20 protein-coding genes, 1 tRNA gene and 3 riboswitches are annotated in these 17,484 nt (G+C 64.4%); of the genes, 8 read left to right on the top strand and 13 right to left on the bottom strand.

Going from position 1 to position 17,484, the window contains the following annotated elements:
• Nucleotides 1-23: 23 nt before the first annotated feature.
• From JNG39_RS06495 to JNG39_RS06435, 13 genes are all read right to left on the bottom strand, one after another.
• Nucleotides 24-353 (bottom strand): DUF190 domain-containing protein, encoded by a 330-nt coding sequence (locus tag JNG39_RS06495; RefSeq protein WP_368310342.1) that lies wholly within the window; start codon nt 351-353, stop codon nt 24-26.
• A gap of 24 nt (nt 354-377) precedes the next feature.
• Nucleotides 378-731, bottom strand: coding sequence for a hypothetical protein (locus JNG39_RS06490; RefSeq protein ID WP_368310341.1), 354 nt, complete (start codon nt 729-731; stop codon nt 378-380).
• 14 nt (nt 732-745) lie between these two features.
• Nucleotides 746-2,065, bottom strand: coding sequence for a voltage-gated chloride channel family protein (locus tag JNG39_RS06485; protein WP_368310340.1), 1,320 nt, complete (start codon nt 2,063-2,065; stop codon nt 746-748).
• A 78-nt stretch (nt 2,066-2,143) separates the two neighbouring features.
• Nucleotides 2,144-2,205, bottom strand: a riboswitch (Fluoride riboswitch).
• Between the two features lie 33 nt (nt 2,206-2,238).
• On the bottom strand, nt 2,239-2,616 hold the full coding sequence (gene crcB / locus JNG39_RS06480) for a fluoride efflux transporter CrcB (RefSeq protein ID WP_368310339.1): 378 nt from the start codon (nt 2,614-2,616) through the stop codon (nt 2,239-2,241).
• 10 nt (nt 2,617-2,626) lie between these two features.
• Nucleotides 2,627-3,172: a hypothetical protein gene (locus JNG39_RS06475; protein WP_368310338.1), complete on the bottom strand. Its 546-nt coding sequence runs from the start codon at nt 3,170-3,172 to the stop codon at nt 2,627-2,629.
• Entirely contained in the window at nt 3,169-3,471 is a 303-nt protein-coding gene (locus JNG39_RS06470) for a DUF211 domain-containing protein (RefSeq protein WP_368310337.1), read from the bottom strand. The genes JNG39_RS06475 and JNG39_RS06470 overlap by 4 nt, the downstream gene beginning before the upstream one ends.
• Nucleotides 3,468-4,763 (bottom strand): phosphopyruvate hydratase, encoded by a 1,296-nt coding sequence (eno, locus tag JNG39_RS06465; protein ID WP_368310336.1) that lies wholly within the window; start codon nt 4,761-4,763, stop codon nt 3,468-3,470. The genes JNG39_RS06470 and eno overlap by 4 nt, the downstream gene beginning before the upstream one ends.
• A complete protein-coding gene (locus JNG39_RS06460) occupies nt 4,760-5,413 on the bottom strand; it encodes a histidine phosphatase family protein (protein ID WP_368310335.1) in 654 nt (217 codons plus the stop codon). Before JNG39_RS06460 ends, eno begins: the two co-directional genes overlap by 4 nt.
• Nucleotides 5,410-5,892: a hypothetical protein gene (locus JNG39_RS06455; protein WP_368310334.1), complete on the bottom strand. Its 483-nt coding sequence runs from the start codon at nt 5,890-5,892 to the stop codon at nt 5,410-5,412. Before JNG39_RS06455 ends, JNG39_RS06460 begins: the two co-directional genes overlap by 4 nt.
• Before the next feature lie 60 nt (nt 5,893-5,952).
• Nucleotides 5,953-6,017, bottom strand: a riboswitch (Fluoride riboswitch).
• Between the two features lie 50 nt (nt 6,018-6,067).
• Nucleotides 6,068-7,579: a hypothetical protein gene (locus JNG39_RS06450; RefSeq protein ID WP_368310333.1), complete on the bottom strand. Its 1,512-nt coding sequence runs from the start codon at nt 7,577-7,579 to the stop codon at nt 6,068-6,070.
• A complete protein-coding gene (locus JNG39_RS06445; RefSeq protein WP_368310332.1) occupies nt 7,576-9,054 on the bottom strand; it encodes a hypothetical protein in 1,479 nt (492 codons plus the stop codon). Before JNG39_RS06445 ends, JNG39_RS06450 begins: the two co-directional genes overlap by 4 nt.
• A 98-nt stretch (nt 9,055-9,152) precedes the next feature.
• A riboswitch (Fluoride riboswitch) is annotated at nt 9,153-9,230 on the bottom strand.
• A 207-nt stretch (nt 9,231-9,437) separates the two neighbouring features.
• A complete protein-coding gene (locus JNG39_RS06440) occupies nt 9,438-10,190 on the bottom strand; it encodes an adenylate/guanylate cyclase domain-containing protein (protein ID WP_368310331.1) in 753 nt (250 codons plus the stop codon).
• Nucleotides 10,190-10,936 carry a Pycsar system effector family protein gene (locus JNG39_RS06435; RefSeq protein WP_368310330.1) on the bottom strand — a complete coding sequence of 249 codons (747 nt, stop codon included), beginning with the start codon at nt 10,934-10,936 and terminating at the stop codon, nt 10,190-10,192. Before JNG39_RS06435 ends, JNG39_RS06440 begins: the two co-directional genes overlap by 1 nt.
• Nucleotides 10,937-11,203: 267 nt before the next feature.
• Here JNG39_RS06435 and JNG39_RS06430 point away from each other — a divergent pair, with 267 nt between their 5' ends.
• From JNG39_RS06430 to JNG39_RS06395, 8 genes are all read left to right on the top strand, one after another.
• Nucleotides 11,204-12,238 (top strand): DNA-binding protein, encoded by a 1,035-nt coding sequence (locus JNG39_RS06430; RefSeq protein WP_368310329.1) that lies wholly within the window; start codon nt 11,204-11,206, stop codon nt 12,236-12,238.
• A 54-nt stretch (nt 12,239-12,292) separates the two neighbouring features.
• On the top strand, nt 12,293-13,045 hold the full coding sequence (locus tag JNG39_RS06425; RefSeq protein WP_368310328.1) for a DUF5131 family protein: 753 nt from the start codon (nt 12,293-12,295) through the stop codon (nt 13,043-13,045).
• Between the two features lie 32 nt (nt 13,046-13,077).
• A complete protein-coding gene (tcmP, locus tag JNG39_RS06420) occupies nt 13,078-14,262 on the top strand; it encodes a three-Cys-motif partner protein TcmP (RefSeq protein WP_368310327.1) in 1,185 nt (394 codons plus the stop codon).
• A gap of 137 nt (nt 14,263-14,399) precedes the next feature.
• Nucleotides 14,400-14,498, top strand: a tRNA-Ile gene (locus JNG39_RS06415).
• Between the two features lie 28 nt (nt 14,499-14,526).
• Nucleotides 14,527-15,294: an SseB family protein gene (locus tag JNG39_RS06410; protein WP_368310326.1), complete on the top strand. Its 768-nt coding sequence runs from the start codon at nt 14,527-14,529 to the stop codon at nt 15,292-15,294.
• Nucleotides 15,295-15,313: 19 nt separating this feature from the next.
• Nucleotides 15,314-15,517 carry a hypothetical protein gene (locus tag JNG39_RS06405; RefSeq protein ID WP_368310325.1) on the top strand — a complete coding sequence of 68 codons (204 nt, stop codon included), beginning with the start codon at nt 15,314-15,316 and terminating at the stop codon, nt 15,515-15,517.
• A gap of 186 nt (nt 15,518-15,703) precedes the next feature.
• Complete coding sequence (locus tag JNG39_RS06400; RefSeq protein ID WP_368310324.1) at nt 15,704-16,408, top strand: DUF3471 domain-containing protein; 705 nt, start codon at nt 15,704-15,706, stop codon at nt 16,406-16,408.
• Between the two features lie 22 nt (nt 16,409-16,430).
• Nucleotides 16,431-17,480, top strand: coding sequence for a DUF1611 domain-containing protein (locus JNG39_RS06395; RefSeq protein WP_368310323.1), 1,050 nt, complete (start codon nt 16,431-16,433; stop codon nt 17,478-17,480).
• Nucleotides 17,481-17,484: the final 4 nt, after the last annotated feature.

Raw genomic sequence — 17,484 nt, 5'->3', positions numbered from 1 at the left:
CGGGGTTAGCGGCGGCCAGTCACTCACTCGGTAACGGCCCCGCCGTCGAGGCGACCGAATTCCACGGCGCTTCGACAATAAAAGAGGTCGACATGCTCGGCGGCGATCGCTGCCATGAGAGCCTCGCACGTGGCCTGGTCGGTGGTCACTGAGACCGTAATGGGTCGATCAGCCAGCTCGAAGAATCCCGCCGAATGCATCTTGCCGTGATGACCAAAGCCCAATGCGTCCGTCGTCATCGTCCCGCCCTGGGCGCCGAGTTTACGAGCCGTATCCAGAAGCCATTCCCCCGCCGGGCGGCCGTGCACCTTTCGGTTTTCCTGCGTAAAGAACAGTATGCGATAGCCTTGCATGGACAAACCTCCGCGCTGTGAGAGTCACTCGGTGGGAACAGCCTTCAGTGCTTCACCCTGAAACATGAGCACGCGTACCTTTTTGATCTCCTCTGCGTGCTCCTTTAAGAAGCGCTCCAACTTGCCTTTTTGATCGACCAGCTCCAGGCACTGCGGATGATGCATCGCGTGCGCGTCCGGGTGGTGATGGCTCAGCCGATGACCTTTCAGGTACCCGGAATCGACGTGGTGCAGGATGACCTGCTCAACCCCTGCGCGCCGAGCCACGATGAGCAGATGATGCGCGAGCGCGGGCGCGGAAAGGTGGTGCCAGAACCGCGTGCGACTCGCACGGCTCGAGGAAGGGAAATAGAGGCGCAAGGCCGCTAGGTCGTGCATGCAACGCTCCTGAATCATGGGTCGATGGAGGGAGAGGCTGGCTTCGATTTCGCTAGGCTCTTGCGGTAGGCCTTCACCTCGGCAAGGCGCATGTCCTCCGGAAGGTGGCGGACGTGCTTGGCCCGCCCAAGCCGCTGCGCGTGATAAATGCCAGTGTGGCCGGAGAAGAGATAGCTCGCCACGCACGCCATTGCGGCGAACGGAGCAATGGGCGGCCCGAAAAGTTCGATCGCCATGACCGTGCAGGCCAGCGGAACGTTGGCGGCACCGGCGAAGACAGCGACGAATCCGAGCCCTGCCAGCATCGGCACGGGCAAGTGCAGTAGTGGGGCCAATGCATTGCCCAGCGTGGCGCCAATGTAGAAAAGCGGCGTGACCTCGCCACCCTTGAAGCCCGAGCCTAGCGAGGCCACGGTATAGACGAACTTACCGGCGAAATCCCAGGGAGCCAGCGGGTGCTGGAAGGCTTCCACAATGGTCGGCACACCGAGCCCGATGTACCGATACGTGTGAAACACGGCGACGGACAGCGCGATCACTGCACCACCGATCATCGGTCGGAACGGCGCGTAGGGAATCCATCGCTTCATCGTGGATCCGATGTGATGAGTCACCGAGGCGAAGATGAGTCCGACAAGACCAAAGAGGATGCCTGCCGCGATCACGCTGAGGACGCTGACAAGCGTCAAGGAGGTCACCGCACCCACCACGTAGATGGTGTGATGCACGCCCCAGGCGAGGCAGACCTGGTCGGCAACGATCGCTGCGATAACGCACGGGAAGAGCGCGTCATAGCGCAGGCGCCCGATGGCAAGCACCTCCAGACCGAACAGCGCGCCCGCCAGCGGGGTTCCGAACACAGCCGCGAAACCGCCACTCATGCCCGCCATAAGCAGAACGCGGCGATCTTCGGGCCGCAGCCGGAAGACCGATGTCAGCTGGTCGGCGAGCGCACCACCCATCTGCACGGCCGTGCCTTCACGGCCGACCGAGGCACCGAACAGGTGCGACGCCACCGTGCCGATAAACACCAGCGGGACCATGCGTCGTGGGATGACCTTCTGGGGATCGTGAATCTCATCGATGATGAGGTTGTTACCCGCCTCGACCGGCTTTCCCATGCGATCGTAGGCCCAGCCCACGACGAAGCCGGCCAACGGCAGCAGGCCGATCATCCAGGGATTGGCCTCGCGCTGGGCGGTGGCCCATTCAAGCGCAAGAAGGAAGAAGGCCGAAGCTGTACCGGCCAGGAAAGCGGCCGCTGAGGCAATGACGAGCCACTTCCCCATGTAGGGGAGCAGTTCCCATTGTTCCAGTGAACGAAGGCGTCGCATGCGATTTCCGAGAGTGGGGCGAGAAAGTCCCCAGATCCCGATGCACAAAGCGCGAACGCCTACGGCCCCGGAGATCCAGGATTCGTAGGCATCATCAGCCCGAAGGCGGTTCGCGGAGGCATGCCATCTCCGTTGCAAGCCAGTCTAGTGGAGGCATCATGGGCGGTAAAGGGCTAGCGAAAAGCCAGTCGTCCGAGGAAAAAACCCAGTGCCACGCAGGTCAGGGCACCGAGCACATGCGCGATCAGATGCAGGCCGGCCGCCACGTACTGGCTGCGCTGCAGGAACAGGAAGCTCTCTGCCGAGAAGGTCGAGAACGTGGTGAGCCCCCCAAGGAAGCCGGTCGTGATGGCCAACCGAACGGTGATCGGCACTTGCGGCATGGCCAGAAATGCGGCGATGCAGATCCCCATGAGGAAGCCACCGAGTAGATTGGCGGCCAGGGTGCCGAGGGGCAGCGTCGGGAAGAGATGGTTGAATGCTTCGGCGAGCCCGTACCTCAGCAGGGCACCGAGCATTGCACCCACGGCAATGGAGAGAATCGTAGGCATCACAGACCTCTCAAGCGATGTGAAGGGATGCGCCCACGGCAGCGAGCAGCGCGCCGACCAACACCAGCGCTACTACCCATCGTACGGGACGGCCGTGTACCGTGTGGGCCAGCCAGCCACCTAGCCCCGCCAAGGCCCCCAGCGCGACCACCAACGGCATGGGCTGCCACTGAGGTACGGCGACGGAAATGGCGACGGGAAGCAGCGCGCCGATAAAGGTGGCGCAACTGGCAGCGAATGCCTTGGCCAGCGCCTCACGGAACGCAGATTTACCCAGCTGGCTTGCCGCCAGGTGCCCATGGGACAGCATGTTGAGTTGACGCTCCGCCTCAATAAACTCCCCGCGCAGGTCCGCGTAGTGCGCGACCAGGAAAATGAATGCGCCTGAGATGGCCGCCGCGATGGCCACACGAAGGCCCAGGACCAGTGTCATGGATTCAGCCCCCGGGAGCAGGTGGCCCGCGCCCAGGGTCAACGCCGTGAGAATGCCATCGACCAGTCCCGCCACCAGATCCAGGCGGATGGCGGTCCATGCCCACGGATGGCGCGATCTCATCGTTGCCGTTCCACCGCTTCGATCAGGCGCTCACCGCACACCAGCTGGTCCACGCTATGCACCACCGCCCCGGCACTGTGGATCGCCGCGATGATCTGGTCGATATCCAGGCCATTTCCCTCCACGGTCAGGTCCATCCCTACCGTCTCAATGTCGATCTCGCCGACGGTCAGGTTCATCGCCTCGACACCATGGCAATCCGAGACGGCACGCGCAATTTCTTCGAGGGAAGGTCGTGCCACCGCCTTGTCGACATCCATCACGATACGCCGGACATTAAACGCCGTCGCGTGACTCATAGGACCTCCCGCGCCGTACGCACCGCGAAGGCGTCCACCCCGGCAAAACGCGCCCGATTGCCCAACTCGCGTTCGATGCGAAGCAAGCGGTTAAACTTCGCCGTGCGCTCGCCGCGGCAGCCCGCGCCGGTCTTCAGGTGACCGCCGCCCAAGGCGACCGCGAGGTCGGCGATGAAGGTGTCTTCGGTCTCGCCGGATCGATGGGATACGTAAACCTGGTAATCGGCGCTCGTGGCCAGTCCCGCACAGGCGAAAGTCTCGGTGACCGTGCCGATCTGGTTGGGCTTGATCAGTACCGCGTTGGCCACACGGCGTTCGATCCCCGCCTCCACCAGCGCGGGGTTGGTGCAAAAGATGTCATCCCCGACCAATTCGACGCGATGACCCACCCGGCGCGTCAACTCTGCCCAGCCATCCCAGTCGTCCTCGCCCATGGGATCTTCCAGCAATTTGATCGGATAGTCGGTCAGCCAGCGCTCCCACATGGCAATGAGTTCCTCACTGCGGATGGTTTCGCGGGCACGCGGAAAGACATACGTGTCATCGCCTTGCCAATAGGCGCTGACCGCCGGATCAAGACCCAGACTCACCTGGTCGCCCGGCCGATAGCCGGCCAGCACGATGGCGTCCAGAATCATCTCGACCGCCTCCTCGTGGGAGCGAAGCTGAGGCGCGAAGCCGCCTTCATCGCCCACCGACGTGCTGTAGCCACCCTCCTTGAGCCGGCGCTTCAGGGCGTGGAAGACGCCCTCGCCCATTTCGATCGACTCGGCAAACGAGGCTGCCCCGTGCGGCAGGATCTTGAACTCCTGAAAGTCCAGCGAACTGTCGGCATGCGCCCCGCCATTGATGACATTCAGGCACGGCACCGGCAGCAGGTGGCTGCCGGGTGCCAAGTGCTCGTAAAGCGGCTGCCGCGTCGCCATGGCACTGGCCCGCGCGAAGGCCATCGACACGGCTAATATCGCGTTGGCGCCGAGCTTGGACTTCTGGGCCGTTCCGTCCAGGGCAATCAGCCGCTCGTCGAGGGCGGCTTGGCCGACGAACACCTCACCGGTGAGGACCGAGCCAATCGCTCCCCGGATGTTACTCACGGCATGCCGGACACCACGACCGCCGTAGCGCGTACCGCCATCGCGCAGCTCATGCGCCTCCTTGCTGCCAGTCGATGCGCCCGAGGGTACGATCGCCCGCCCTTCAGCACCGTATTCCAGTGTGACGACCGCTTCGACGGTGGGATAACCGCGCGAGTCGAGTACCTCCAGAGCATCGACGGAACGAATGCGATTCATGCAATCTCCTTATCAGGGTTACGGGGGCGTCGATGGTTGATGCGCAAATGCGACGTGTCATTGAACTGCGCGAGCGACACGCCGTGCCCACCGAACTCCAAGATCGTGATGCTCGCCGGATCCAGACGCCAACGGCGATAGCCGTCCAAGGGCAAGCCCATGAAGTAGCAAAGCAGGGTACGAAGCGTGGCATCGTGCGATACCACGACCAACGAACTCGTCCCGCTGATCTGTTCAAGCCGCTGCTCAACCGCCTTGGCGGCGCGTGCCTGCACATCGAGCAGCGACTCGCCGCCGACGAATCGGAAACGCGAGGGCGACAGCTGCCACGTCTGCCATGCCATGGGCTCCTCGCGCGCGACGTCCGCCTGGCTACGTCCGGTCCACTGCCCATAATGAATGTCGTCGAATGCCGGATCGGCTTGCGGCGCGCCGCCTACGGCCTGGGTGATGGCCGTCGCGGTGTCGAAAGCGCGACGCCGAGGACTGCTTATCACCGCACTGATCGGCACCCACCACGCGAGTGCGCTTCCGATCAGCGGGAGCTGCGCGCGTCCTTCGCCGGAGAGATCCAATTCGTGCTGGCCACGAAAGGTGGGCGGCTCGATGCCGTGCACGTGCGCGTGCCGTATCAGGACCAGGCGGTTCATGCGGCACCTCCCTGCGTCGCATGCGCCAAGACGACCTGCCGAGGCAGGCCAGAGCGTGCCACGAAGGCTCCCATCAGCCCGCTGGGGAAGGGATCGGTGACCAGCACGCCGGTGACACGATGTGATCCGGCGATGGCGGCAAGGTTCTCCACCGTGGGTTCGCTCAGCAGCGTCCCATCGACATCCAGTCCTGCACGCGCTGCGAAGCGCGCGAACGTCGCCAGGTCATCGCCAAGGGCGCGTTCGTAGTCGAGCCGGTCATGCGGCTCGGTGCGCAGGTCCACGGCCACCATAAAAAGCGACGCACCGGTCAGCCGGGCGCACTCCATGCCGGCGGCGACCGCGTCATCGGCAGAGGGGGATCCATCGTAAAGAACCATCCAGCATGCTGGCGACGGTGCTTCCCAGCGGCCTTCGTCGCGTACGCCCGGCGTCGTCAGCGGATGAGTCAGAAATTGAACAGGGGTTATGGCATTCACGACGCGCTCCTTGATGATGGAGCGCAGCGGGCGAATGGAACTACCCAATCGCAACGCTGCGCGTGGGTAGGCATCATCAGCCGCAGGGCGGTTGGGTCAGGAGGAATGCCATCTCCTGGTAGGGATACGCTACTCCTGCCGGGGAGCACCCGGCAAGCCGCGCGGAAGCCTTTGTTCATGGACCGGTCGGCTCCTTCACACTCAACGCTGGGGTCGATCCGAAGACCTGGCGGAAAATATCCTGGGCATAGCTGGTCGCCTCTGCCACGCCCGGGTACAACCGACAGGGACGCTCGCCCCCATCACCGCGCTCGACTCGCCACTGGGTGCACGAGGCCGTGAGTGCGTCTGCCAAGCCGGTCAGGTGAGTGACTGCTACGACATGGTGACCCGCGTTGGCGAAAGCATCGAACAACGTGGCCGCTAGGTCGGTGGCTTCCCGCGCATCGGTCGTGGCGAACGATTCGTTGGACAGGATCAGCGCGCGGCGCCCAAGGGCGTCGACCAGACCATTCCAGCGCAGCAGTTCCTCATCGAACTTGCCATGCCGCAGCGTGTCGTCCTCGGCCTGTTTGAAGTGCGAGAACACACCATCGAAAACGGTGGACTGCCAAAGGCTCGCCGGCACCGGCGCGCCAATTTGCGCAAGCCATTGGCCCTGGCCAAGCGCGCGAAGGAAGGTCGTCTTGCCGCCCTGGTTGGGGCCGGTGATGATCGCGATCGGTGCCGCGGAGGTATCGATGTCATTAGGCACGGCGCTCGTCGAGCGAAGCGCCACGCTCAGCGGTGATAGGCCGGTGGCGTAGATTCCACGTGCACCGTCCTCAAGGGTCGGTTGGCACATGGCCAGGCCGCGCGCCCGGCAGAGGTCACGCCACCGATCCATCGCCAGGTAAAACGCCAACTCACGATGCATGAGCGAAAAGAAGGCGAGAAGGTAGTCGACCGCCTGCGCTAGAGCGTTAGCGACTTCATTGATCCCCTTGTCGCGGAGCTCTCCCAAGGCACGCGCGCCGCCTTCGTCACGGTCAGGAATCCGGATGGTGTGTTTGCCTGGCACCGCGCCGAGCAAACGACTCCACCAATGCCTTGGCCGGCCCTTGCCGGCCGCAAGGGTTAACCGCGTTCCTTCATTCATCGCTCCGAGCCGGGCGACGACCGGCAATTCTTCGCGGTCATCCAGCCGGGTCAGGTGGGCGTCGACGTCATCGAGATACATGTCGTCGAGCGCGAAACACAGCTCGTGGAGCCACTGTTGCACCCGTTCCGCCGTCGCATCGGCCGCCCAGGTTTCGGCGAGCTCCCGCGTGGTGCGCATGGAGCCCATTAGGTCCTTCAACACGCTGATGCTGCCGTGGAGAATCGACGAAGGATAGACGCCATAAAAGCCGGAGCTGCTCCGCCGGCGCGCCTCCATGGCGTACTGGGCCTGATCACGCAATGCTTCGGCCTGCTCGCGGTGATGCGTCACATCGACCAGTACCGCCTGTCGTGCCCGGATGCCGTCCGCGTCAAGCAGCGGTGATGCAAGGACTGTAGCGACGATCGGACGCAATGCACGGTCATCCCCCGCGATCGCGTCCAGAATGACGGCCATGTCGAGATCATCCCAGGCCTGCCCCATGGCAAGCTTGCCATCCTCGGGCGGGATCAGGTCGCGATCGGACCACAGCAAGCGCGGCTTCATCGCGCAAGCCTGGAGGCCAGACTGCCCGCGGTGAGACCATAGCTCGCGGCCAGTGCTTCGGTGTGGGCACGCCCTTCGGGGGGCGCCCGGCGAATGCGATAGGTGCGCCGCCGAGGATCGACGGGATCCACGGCTCCCACCCAACTGGCCGTGGCACCGCTGCGCTCAGCCAGTTCCCAAAGAAAGGTGACGCAGACCACCACCGCGCCCTTGGCAAGAAGGCGATCGAGAGTGTCCTGCGACAGCACGAAGGCATCGGTCGCGGTGGTCGAGGCGAAGAGCTCATTCAGGATGACCAAGCTACCGCGGTCAGAGCGCTCCACGATGCTGTGTACGCGTAACAGGTCGTCTTTGAGCTTTCCTTGCTGCGTGGCCGCCTGCTCGGCGTGCTCAAAATGCGTGTCCACCAGCCGCATAAAGGGCAGATGCGCATCCGTGGCGGGCACGGGACACCCCATCCGCGTCAGGATGTGCAGCTGGCCCCAGATTCGGGCGAAGGTCGTTTTCCCGGCTTGGTTCGGGCCGGTAATGACCACCAGATGCTCATGCGGCAGACGGTCGATGTCGTTGCGCACAACCTCGTCCATGGCGCCTAGCCGCGGATGGATCAGGGCGAGGTCGGCCGCGTCCCGGACACGCATGGGTGCCTCATCCTCGATGATCTCGGGGAGCGTCCAAGGGTGGCCCAGTCGCTCGCTCTCGCGTCGACAGTCGGCCACGGCAAGATAGAAGTGCATGTCCGATCCGAACTGGGCCATTACCGGGTCGACGGGATCCTCGTACTCCCGAGCAAAGGACGCCAACTCGGCGAAGAGATCTTCGTGCTGGCTGGCCAGCTCCTCAAGGATCCGCTCTTCCAGGCCATTCAGATGCGATGCCGGGCGATAGGCCGTCCGATAGTCCTTGGAGGTACCTACACGAAACCGCGCGAAGGTCTCGACCACGACCTTCGCATAATCCTCCTTGGGGGCATCGGCATCGACCGTGACATAGCCTGGGCCGACCCGGAGGGTGTAGCGAATCGCCCCCAGTGCCGCTTCCAGATGCCCTGCGCGGTTGGCCATTCGCAGGAACGGTTCGCTCGCGAGGTAACGGTCGAGGTAGGCCCCCAGGCTCCCCAACGCGCGCGAGGTGGCACCGGATGCGAGCAGCCCGTTGCGCAGATCACGCACGCCTGCCACATAGGCGCTGGCTGCCGTCAGTCGATAGCGGGCGAGCTCCAAAGATGCGCCAACGCCCGAGGCTCGCTCGTGGGCGAGCTCGCATTCGCGCAGGGCCTGCATCGCGGCGCCCATCACGCGGCGAACGGCGGCCGCGCCGAGATCGCGGAAGACCTCCTGGCGATAAACCGCTTCCTCACGTGAGGCGGCGGGGACACTGAAAAAGGACTTGAGGTCGTCGACCCCGGCCTGCTCGGCAACCGCGTCAAGCCAGCGGACTAGCTGGAGGTCATCCAGACTGGCGCGGTCCGCCACCGGTCCCGCCGGGGGGACACCCTCAAGATGAAGAACGCTGGGGACGAGAAAGGATGGCGGCGACACAAATTTGGGCATAGCGACACCTGCGAACCGAAAGGTTGGCAGGCATCATCAGCCGTGTCGGCGGTTCGCCTCAGGATCGAGGCCGGAGGAATGCCATCTCCGGGCACGTTGTATGGCCAGTCTTGCGACCGGGCTGTCAGTATAACGTCAATGCCCGCGCGATCTACGCCATATGCGCGTGGCGCCTGTCTCGTGGTGCAGCGCGAGTGTCGTCCCACGTTGCTGACGCCTTTCACGAAGGAAGACGGTGAGGTGGTGGGCGGCTGAAGAGCCGACGCAGCGTATCGTCGTCGGTGGCGCGGCTCAGGTGCCACGGCTCAGAAAAGTCCACGCAACAGCGCGCCGCTCGGCGGCCGGAGCATCCAGCGGGAGCGCAGGATCAGCGCGGTCTCCTCCGTGGGTGCGCCCGGCCAGCGAACAACCTCCCACAGCGATCGGCCATCGAGCGCGTAAACTTTGGTCGCAGGATCGATGAGGGCACCAAAGACCTCCGGCGTGATGTGGGTGGCGTATGGATCGCTGCGTAGGGCGGACAACTTCGCTGCGACGTTTGGGGCCCGGCCGATCCAGACCAGGTCATTGTTGCGGCGAATGCCGGCACGTGCCGCCATGACCTCGCTACGGTCGATGCCGACGCCGTGCGTCAACAAATAGCCGGCTCGGGCCAGCCCAGGCACGTGCCGATCAAGGGCCGGCCGCATGAGCTGGTGCACCGCGTAAAAGATATGCATCGCCGCCCGAACCGCACGTTGCTCCTGATTCGCGCCCATGAACACGCCCATGACCCGGTCGCCGTCAAAACTGCGGATGTGTCCCTGGTGGTATCGGATGATGTCGCACGTGGGCCCCAGAAAGAGCTTGATCACCATGGCGGCCACCCGCGGATCAAAGCGAGTTGCCAAGGTCGTGGAATCGGCCAGGTCCGCGTACAACATGGTCGCGGTCATCGTAACGCCGCCGCCGGCGAGTGCCACGTCTTCCGACTTGGGCACCGTGAGGCCGGCGCGGGTGCTCCAGCGCTCGCTGGCGATCGACTCGATGCGCGCGGCCAGGTCCTCGTGGAGCGCCATCAGCGTGCCGCCGCCAGCGCCAGGACGGCGAGTGCCACGACCCATGGCGCCACGCTCAGACCCATCCAGAAATAGGCGCGTTTGAGCCGGTCGAACTTGACGGTCAGGATGCGCGCGTTGATCCACGCCTGCTCGAGGAGGTCACCAACGTGCGCCGCCAACTCGCGCTCGCTAAACCGTGTCCGGTACTCCGCTTCGCCGAACTGCGCGATGGACCGGAAGTAGATCAACGAGCGTTCCCCGTCGGCCAGATGGGGAAACGAGCCCCGGTACAGCAGGATCAGGCTGGCGACTTGCATGACGGCGAAAACGGCCAGCAGCGCGAGGACGGAGAATGAGACGTCGGCGAGCGGCAGCACCTTGGCGAAGGCGATGCTGATCATGGCCAGATCCACGGCGAGGACCACCGAGAGCTTGGTTTCGACGCGGGCAAAAAACGACAGCACCAGCGCCAGTTGGTCCTTAGCCCGAGCGGCCAGCTCCTCGGTCTCGGGTGAAATCGCCACCGAAGCCGGCACCGGCGGGAGCTCCTGGCCGGCACCCAAGGTGCGATCGACCGCGGCAGCGACACTGGCCGTCGCAGCGGCGGCTTCCGCGGCGATTTGTTCCAGGACCGGATCGTCCGCCAGATCGAGGACCGTCAGCGTTTGGCCGTCGAGCCAGCCCGCCGCCTCGGGAACACCCGTCGGTAACGCGATCATCCACTGATCGCCGACCAAGCGCAGGACGGCAGATACCTCAGTCATGACCATTCTCCATGTGATTGAGTGAAGCGTACCGCCGCCTGCGGGCGGGCGGCAGTGGGACTGCCTGTGGACCTCCACCTCAACCTCACCTCAAATCAGCGCGTTCGTACCGCTCCGGTGGCCCCACTAAAGGCAGAAGGCGGCCTAGGCGGGATAATTCCATATTATCCCGCCTTGTAAGTGCGGCGCGATCGGCACTTGTGCTGCCACATAGGAGTATGTATATACGTAGTACGTACTACGGTACGACAAATCACGGGAGTCACTATGGCACGCGGGCGCGTTTACAAATCCGAGGTCAAGGCGGCGCGTGATGCGCTTTTGCGCGAGGGCACCAATCCCTCGCTGGATGCCGTCCGTATCGCGCTAGGCAACACCGGTTCCAAGACCACGATTCATCGCTTGATGCGCGAGTTAGAAGCCGAGGAAGCCGCCACCACGGTCAGCGCTGGGGAGCGCATCAGTGATGCCCTACAAACCCTCGTCCAGCAATTAGCCGCCCAGCTACGTCAGGAAGCGGACGCGACCGTGGCCTCCGTTCGGCAGGACGCCGAGGCGCAGGTGGCTGCCGCACGCGCGGACACGGCCGCGCTGGCTCAGCAGTTGCAGGCGTCCAGCGAACAGGTCCAACGTCTGCAGACGTCGCTGGATACAACCCGACAGACGCTTGCGGCCACAGAACAGTCGCTACGCGAACACGACACTGCCATCGTCGGCCTTCGAGAACGGCTCGGTGGCCTTCAGCGGCAACTGGATGAGCGCGAGGTGCATCTGGCCTCCGTGGAAACCAAGCATCAGCAAGCGCGCGATGCCCTGGAGCATTTCCGGCAAGCCGCCAAGGAACAGCGCGACACCGAAGCACGGCAGCACGAACAGGCCGTGCAAGCGCTGCAAGTCGAGCTGCGCCGCGCCACCGATGCTGTCGCGGCGAAGAACGACGACCTCCTGGTACTCAATCGCGACAACGCGCGCCTGACCCAGGAACTGGGACAGTGCGATCGTGACCTCCGGGAGGCACGGCGCGTCCTGCTGGCCGCGGAGGAACGCGCCGGCGAGGCGGATGCCCTGCGCCAGAGCAACCACACGCTGGAGGCGCGCCTTAGCCAGGCGATGGCCGATGGGGAGGCGCTACGGCGTGAGCTGGTCGAGGCGCGCGCGGGCTGGGACACCGAACGTGCGGCGCTGCGGGAGGGTGTGCAGGAGGCTCGCGCGCAAGCGGAGCGCTGGGGCACGATCGAGACCTTGCTGACCCGCTTGCAACCCCGTGCCGAGACCGCCCCAGGCGCCGCCCCGTCGGCCTGACGGGGCACCCGCGGCATCCACCACTGGCTATGATGATGGGAAAGGAGTCTTGCGATGACCACGACCTCGCGTATCGAATGGACGGAACAGACCTGGAACCCGACCATTGGCTGCACCAAGGTCTCCCCGGGCTGCAAGCACTGCTACGCCGAGACCCTCGCGCGTCGGCTTCAGGCCATGGGACTGGAGGCCTACCGGCAGGGATTTCGGCTAAACCTGCTGCCCGAACGGCTCGACGAGCCACGGCTCAGGAAGAAGCCGACCATTTATTTCGTCAATTCCATGAGCGATCTGTTCCACGAGCGCATCCCGGATGCCTTCATCGATGCGGTCATGGCGGTGATCGCCGAGACCCCGCGCCACCGCTACCAGATTCTCACCAAGCGCCACGTGCGCCTGGCGAACTACTTTGCGACGCGACCGGTGCCGTCCAATGTCTGGCTGGGCGTTTCCGTGGAGAATCGACGTCACGGCGTGCCACGCATCGAGGCGCTACGCCATATTCCAGCGAAGATCCGTTTCCTGTCCTGTGAGCCGCTGCTCGAAGACCTGGGCGAGCTGGATCTGTCAGGCATCCATTGGGCGATCGTTGGCGGTGAATCGGGTCCCAAGGCACGGCCGATGCAGCCGGAATGGGCGCGCGGCATCCGCCGGCAGTGCGACGCGCAGGGGGTAACCTTCTTCTTTAAACAATGGGGCGGCTGGGGAGCCGACGGCAAGCGCCGCTCGAAGAAGGCGAATGGGCGTGAGCTCGATGGCCGACAATGGAACGGGATGCCCGAGACTGTGGCGGCCGTGATGGCTTGATCGACATCGTCAACAGGGACAGGGGGAGACCGATGAGCAGCACGACGCAGCAGGCCTTGGAACGCTACGAATCACGGGAGCATTCGCTGGTCAAACACACCATCCTGGGTTCCTACCTGGAGCGGTGTCTCATGATCATCGGCCAGCGATGGAACAAGATCGCTTACATCGATTGCTTTGCCGGCCCCTGGAAGTCCTCGACGGCGGACCTGTCCGACACCTCCCCCGGCATCGCCATGCGACTGATGACCGATTGCCAGCGTCAGCTGAGCACCAAGTTTCAACGGCAGGTCGACATTCGCTCGGTCTTCGTGGAAGCCGACCCCGAGCGCGCCGACCTGCTGGAGGCGCACGTCCAGCAGACACCCGCCGATCGCGACCGGCCCGAGATCTGGCGTGCGTCCTTTGAAGAGGCCATCCCCGACATTCTGCGTTGGCTTCAGCCGGATGAGTTTGCCTTCGTCTTCGTCGATCCGTTCGGCTGGAAGGGCATCGTCGAGCCAGCGGTACTCGCCCCGTTCCTGAAGCGTCCGCACACTGAGTTGCTGATCAACTTCATGTGGAATTTCATCAACCTCGCGACCGGGCTGGCCGAGCAGGAGAATAACCTCATCGCCGTCTTCGGCGCCGACTGGCGTGACGCGCTGGCCGTCGGCGGTGAAACCAAGAAGCGAGAGCTCATGCGCCGTTATCGCAGCAAGCTCGCTGAGGTGTGCGACGGTCATGCGTCGCAGCGCTTGCGCACGGCGATGTTGCCTGTCGAATACATCGACAAGAAGAAGGTCATCTTCAATCTCGTGTACGCCACCCACAATGCGACGGGTCTGGTGGTGTTCTGGGAGGAGGCGGAAAAAACGGCCCTGCAGCAGACCCGACTGAAACTGCAGTACCGGCTGAACACGAAGGCAAAGAAGGGTGGCCAGAGCGACTTCTTCACTGCCGACGAGCACGAGGACGAGCCCTCGATGCCGTCCTACGACCTGAAGCTCGCCTGGTTGAAACGGATGCCCCGCGTGGGCGACACGCTGACGGTCGGCATGATGGCCATGGCCGACCTGATCGAAGAAACCGACGGGCTACTCTCCGAACTGCAGGCGGCGCTCGCGGAACTGATCAAAGAGGGCATCGTCGAGAATGCGCACGCCAAGCGGCCGCGCCCGGTCAATGCAGTGAATTTCCGCAAGGACGAGACGTTGCGTCGGCTCAAGATCGCCTGAGGTCGCCAGCGCGACATGGCCGGCCATCCCGTAGGCATTCACCCTTAGCCTAACCGGGGCTGGTACCATCCACCCATGATCCATCCCATGCGCCACCGCGAACGAATATCCGCCGCCTCGCGCTGAGGTATTCGTTTGCCCCCGTGGCCGAGAGGTGAGGCGTCCGATTTATATTCGGATAAAGGCAGTGGCCCGATAAGCCACGCATGCAGGTTCGAGTCCTGCCGGGGGCACCACCGTCGGGCAAGCGCGAGGGACAAGACAGTGGTTAGTGCGGTCAAACTCAGTCGGCTCCTGGCCCGTGCCACGAAGGATCATCGCGACGAACCCGCGTTTTTTCAGGCGCTGCTGAAGGCCAACGTCTATGCCCATGTCCCCAAGGGCGATCCGGTCGGGCGCCGTCTTCGGTTCATCCAGTTCAACCATCCCGACACCGGCGTTCTGATCCTGCCGTTTTTCACCGACGAAACGAAAGCGCGTGCCGCCGCCGGCACATCCGCTCGTGTGGTGGCACTGCCAGGACGGATATTCCTCGAAGCGACTTTGGGGGCGACGCTCATGCTCAATCCCAACGACGAGCACGGCATGCTCTATCCGGAAGAGGTAAAAACGCTCCTGGCGACAGGGCGAATGGCGCGCCTCAACAAGGTCACGGTCGCTGCAAGCAGCGAACCCGTGGTGACGCCGCTGGAGACGATACCGCCGTGGCTCGTGGATCTTCTGCTGGCCTCGCTGGCCAAGCTTCCTTTCGTCGAGCTCGCCTACATAGCCTCCATGCATGCTGCCGACGGGGCAGCGTCCAGCAGCACGCTCTTGGCCATAGGCACCGAAGCGGGTTTAGGCGAGCGCGCCGTCCATGCGGTTATCTCGGACCTGCAGCCGGCCTGTGAGAAGCATCAGATGGCTTTGGACATTACCTATTTCGAGCCGGGGCAACATCCACCCTGGATAGGCGGGCTGGAACTGGCGCCGATCTATGACAAGAAATGGGGCGAGCGCTTGGTCGACGTCCCGTCAACGAGTCCGAATTAAAGTCCGAAGGACGGAACTGATGGAGCGTGAAGAGGTGAGGCCTGGTCTGCGCGTGCAGATCATGCATAAGACAAAGTACGGCGGCCATCGTTGGCTTGCGCCTGCGCAGGTGCTCAGCGTGGTACACCCCGATTCCGGAAGCCCCAATATACGGATCATGTTTCTCGACGGGGCTGCCGATGTGTTCCATAGCGTCGATCCGGCCGATCTCGACTTCGAATGACTTGCTCAGCAGGGCACACGCTCAAGGGACTACTGCACACGGGGCAATAGCCTACAACCGCAGTCGTGCGGTGGAGCCGGTTCGAAAGGAACCTTAGTACTTACAGCCGCTTATGCTGCAAGTGGCGCCGTTTTTCCCGATTCTCGGCCGACCCTCCTGTTCAGCGCGGACGCGGCGAAGGCGCTGGTGACGCCACACACGGTGATCGACGAGCCTGGCATGCCGGGTCCGCTCGCGCTCGCCCATCCGCAGTTCAACGCCTACGCCCTCGGCCTGGAAGTGGGCGACTACCGTGGGCACAAGGTGATCACCCACCTCGGCGGCGTGCTCGGCGCGTACTCGGTGACGATGATCATCCCCGAGAAGAAAGTGGCCTTCGCCGTGATGGTGAACGCCGAAGACGCGGGCACGCTGTTCGCGTTGCGCGAACGTCTGCTCGATACCTACCTCGGACTGGATTCGCCGGACTGGATCGGCGCCTACAAGCAGTTCTTCGATGCCGGGCACGCCGAGGCCGCGGCCGCCCTGAAGAAACGTGTGGCCGAGACGCACCCGGAGCGGGGCCCTTCCCTCGCCGTCGATCGCTACGTCGGCGTGTACCGCGATCCCTGGTATGGCACGGCCACGCTGTCGCGCGATCCGAAGAACTCCGGCGCGCTACGCATCCGCTTCGACCGCACGCCGGGCCTCGAAGGTCGACTGGTCCACGTGCAGTACGACACCTTTCGCACGGTCTGGGACATGCCGGACGTGGAGAACGCATACGTCACCTTCGCCCTGACCCCAGAGGGCGGCATCGAGCGGATGAGCATGGCGCCCGTGTCGCCGACCGCCGATTTCAGCTGGGACTACCGCGACCTGCATTTCACCCCGGCGGCGAAAGCCCGCTGAGCCTTCGAGGAATCCGCCTTCCATGTCTCTCGCTGCTCCGACCGCCCCCGCGGAACTCGACGACCTGCCGCAGCCCTACCTGCTGTTCCTCGGCGACGTGACTGAGTTCGGTTTCGCCAAGACCGCGCTCGGCCTGCGCGACTGGGCATTCGAACGCTGCGTCGGGCAATGGAGCTGTGGCGCCACGATCGATACCGGCCTGCCCACCGTGACCCCGGGCGAAGCACGGGCGTTGGGCGCGCGCGGTCTCGTTATCGGCGTGGCCAGTCCGGGCGGTGCGATCCCCGAGCGCTGGATCGAAGCGCTCGTCGAGGCGCTCGAGGCCGGCCTGGACCTCGTCAGCGGCATGCACACCCGACTGTCGAGCATCGCGCCGTTGGCGGATGCCGCCCGACGACTGGATCGCCGCCTTGTCGACGTGCGCGTACCGCCGAGCGGGCTGCCCGTCGGCACGGGACGCCGGCGAACGGGCAGGCGCTTGTTGACGGTCGGCACGGATTGCGCGGTCGGCAAGAAATACACGGCGCTCGCGTTGGCGAAGGCGCTGGCGGAGAGGGGCGACGCGGTCGATTTCCGCGCAAGCGGGCAGACCGGCATCCTGATCGCCGGCCGTGGCGTACCCATGGACGCCGTCGTCGCCGACTTCGCCGCCGGCGCGGCCGAACGCCTCAGCCCGGACGCGCCGCCGACGCATTGGGACATGGTCGAAGGGCAGGGCTCGCTCTTCCATCCCGCGTATGCCGGGGTCTCGTTGGCCCTGCTGCACGGCACGCAACCCGACGCCTTCGTCGTCTGCCATCAGCCGGACCGGCCGCACATGCTCGGTTACCCGGACTTCGCGCTGCCCGACGTCGCCGAGGTGATCGAGCTGACGACGCGCCTGGGCCAACGCACCAACCCGCGCATCCGCTGCGTCGGTGTCGCCTTCGATACCTCACGGCTCGGCGCCGACGATGCCCTTGCGCTCATGACGGACGAAAGCGCCCGGCTTGGCCTTCCCGTGGCCGATCCGCTGCGCGGAGGTGCTCCCTTTGCCGCCCTGGTCGACGCCGTGCGTGCGGTGTCGCCGTGATGCC

The sequence above is a fragment of the Luteibacter sp. CQ10 genome (assembly GCF_040900725.1).
Lineage (GTDB): Bacteria > Pseudomonadota > Gammaproteobacteria > Xanthomonadales > Rhodanobacteraceae > Luteibacter.
This window is presented reverse-complemented; position numbering and strand designations above follow the sequence as displayed.

Excerpts from the sequence above, each read along its gene's own strand:
- JNG39_RS06460 (WP_368310335.1), bottom strand. The coding sequence starts at position 5,413 with ATGAACCGCCTGGTCCTGATACGGCACGCGCACGTGCACGGCATCGAG.
- JNG39_RS06425 (WP_368310328.1), top strand. The coding sequence starts at position 12,293 with ATGACCACGACCTCGCGTATCGAATGGACGGAACAGACCTGGAACCCG.
- JNG39_RS06430 (WP_368310329.1), top strand. The coding sequence starts at position 11,204 with ATGGCACGCGGGCGCGTTTACAAATCCGAGGTCAAGGCGGCGCGTGAT.
- JNG39_RS06485 (WP_368310340.1), bottom strand. The coding sequence starts at position 2,065 with ATGCGACGCCTTCGTTCACTGGAACAATGGGAACTGCTCCCCTACATG.
- JNG39_RS06405 (WP_368310325.1), top strand. The coding sequence starts at position 15,314 with ATGGAGCGTGAAGAGGTGAGGCCTGGTCTGCGCGTGCAGATCATGCAT.
- tcmP (WP_368310327.1), top strand. The coding sequence starts at position 13,078 with ATGAGCAGCACGACGCAGCAGGCCTTGGAACGCTACGAATCACGGGAG.
- JNG39_RS06475 (WP_368310338.1), bottom strand. The coding sequence starts at position 3,172 with ATGAGATCGCGCCATCCGTGGGCATGGACCGCCATCCGCCTGGATCTG.
- eno (WP_368310336.1), bottom strand. The coding sequence starts at position 4,763 with ATGAATCGCATTCGTTCCGTCGATGCTCTGGAGGTACTCGACTCGCGC.
- JNG39_RS06440 (WP_368310331.1), bottom strand. The coding sequence starts at position 10,190 with ATGGCGCTCCACGAGGACCTGGCCGCGCGCATCGAGTCGATCGCCAGC.
- crcB (WP_368310339.1), bottom strand. The coding sequence starts at position 2,616 with ATGCCTACGATTCTCTCCATTGCCGTGGGTGCAATGCTCGGTGCCCTG.
- JNG39_RS06470 (WP_368310337.1), bottom strand. The coding sequence starts at position 3,471 with ATGAGTCACGCGACGGCGTTTAATGTCCGGCGTATCGTGATGGATGTC.
- JNG39_RS06395 (WP_368310323.1), top strand. The coding sequence starts at position 16,431 with ATGTCTCTCGCTGCTCCGACCGCCCCCGCGGAACTCGACGACCTGCCG.
- JNG39_RS06450 (WP_368310333.1), bottom strand. The coding sequence starts at position 7,579 with ATGAAGCCGCGCTTGCTGTGGTCCGATCGCGACCTGATCCCGCCCGAG.
- JNG39_RS06495 (WP_368310342.1), bottom strand. The coding sequence starts at position 353 with ATGCAAGGCTATCGCATACTGTTCTTTACGCAGGAAAACCGAAAGGTG.
- JNG39_RS06435 (WP_368310330.1), bottom strand. The coding sequence starts at position 10,936 with ATGACTGAGGTATCTGCCGTCCTGCGCTTGGTCGGCGATCAGTGGATG.
- JNG39_RS06490 (WP_368310341.1), bottom strand. The coding sequence starts at position 731 with ATGCACGACCTAGCGGCCTTGCGCCTCTATTTCCCTTCCTCGAGCCGT.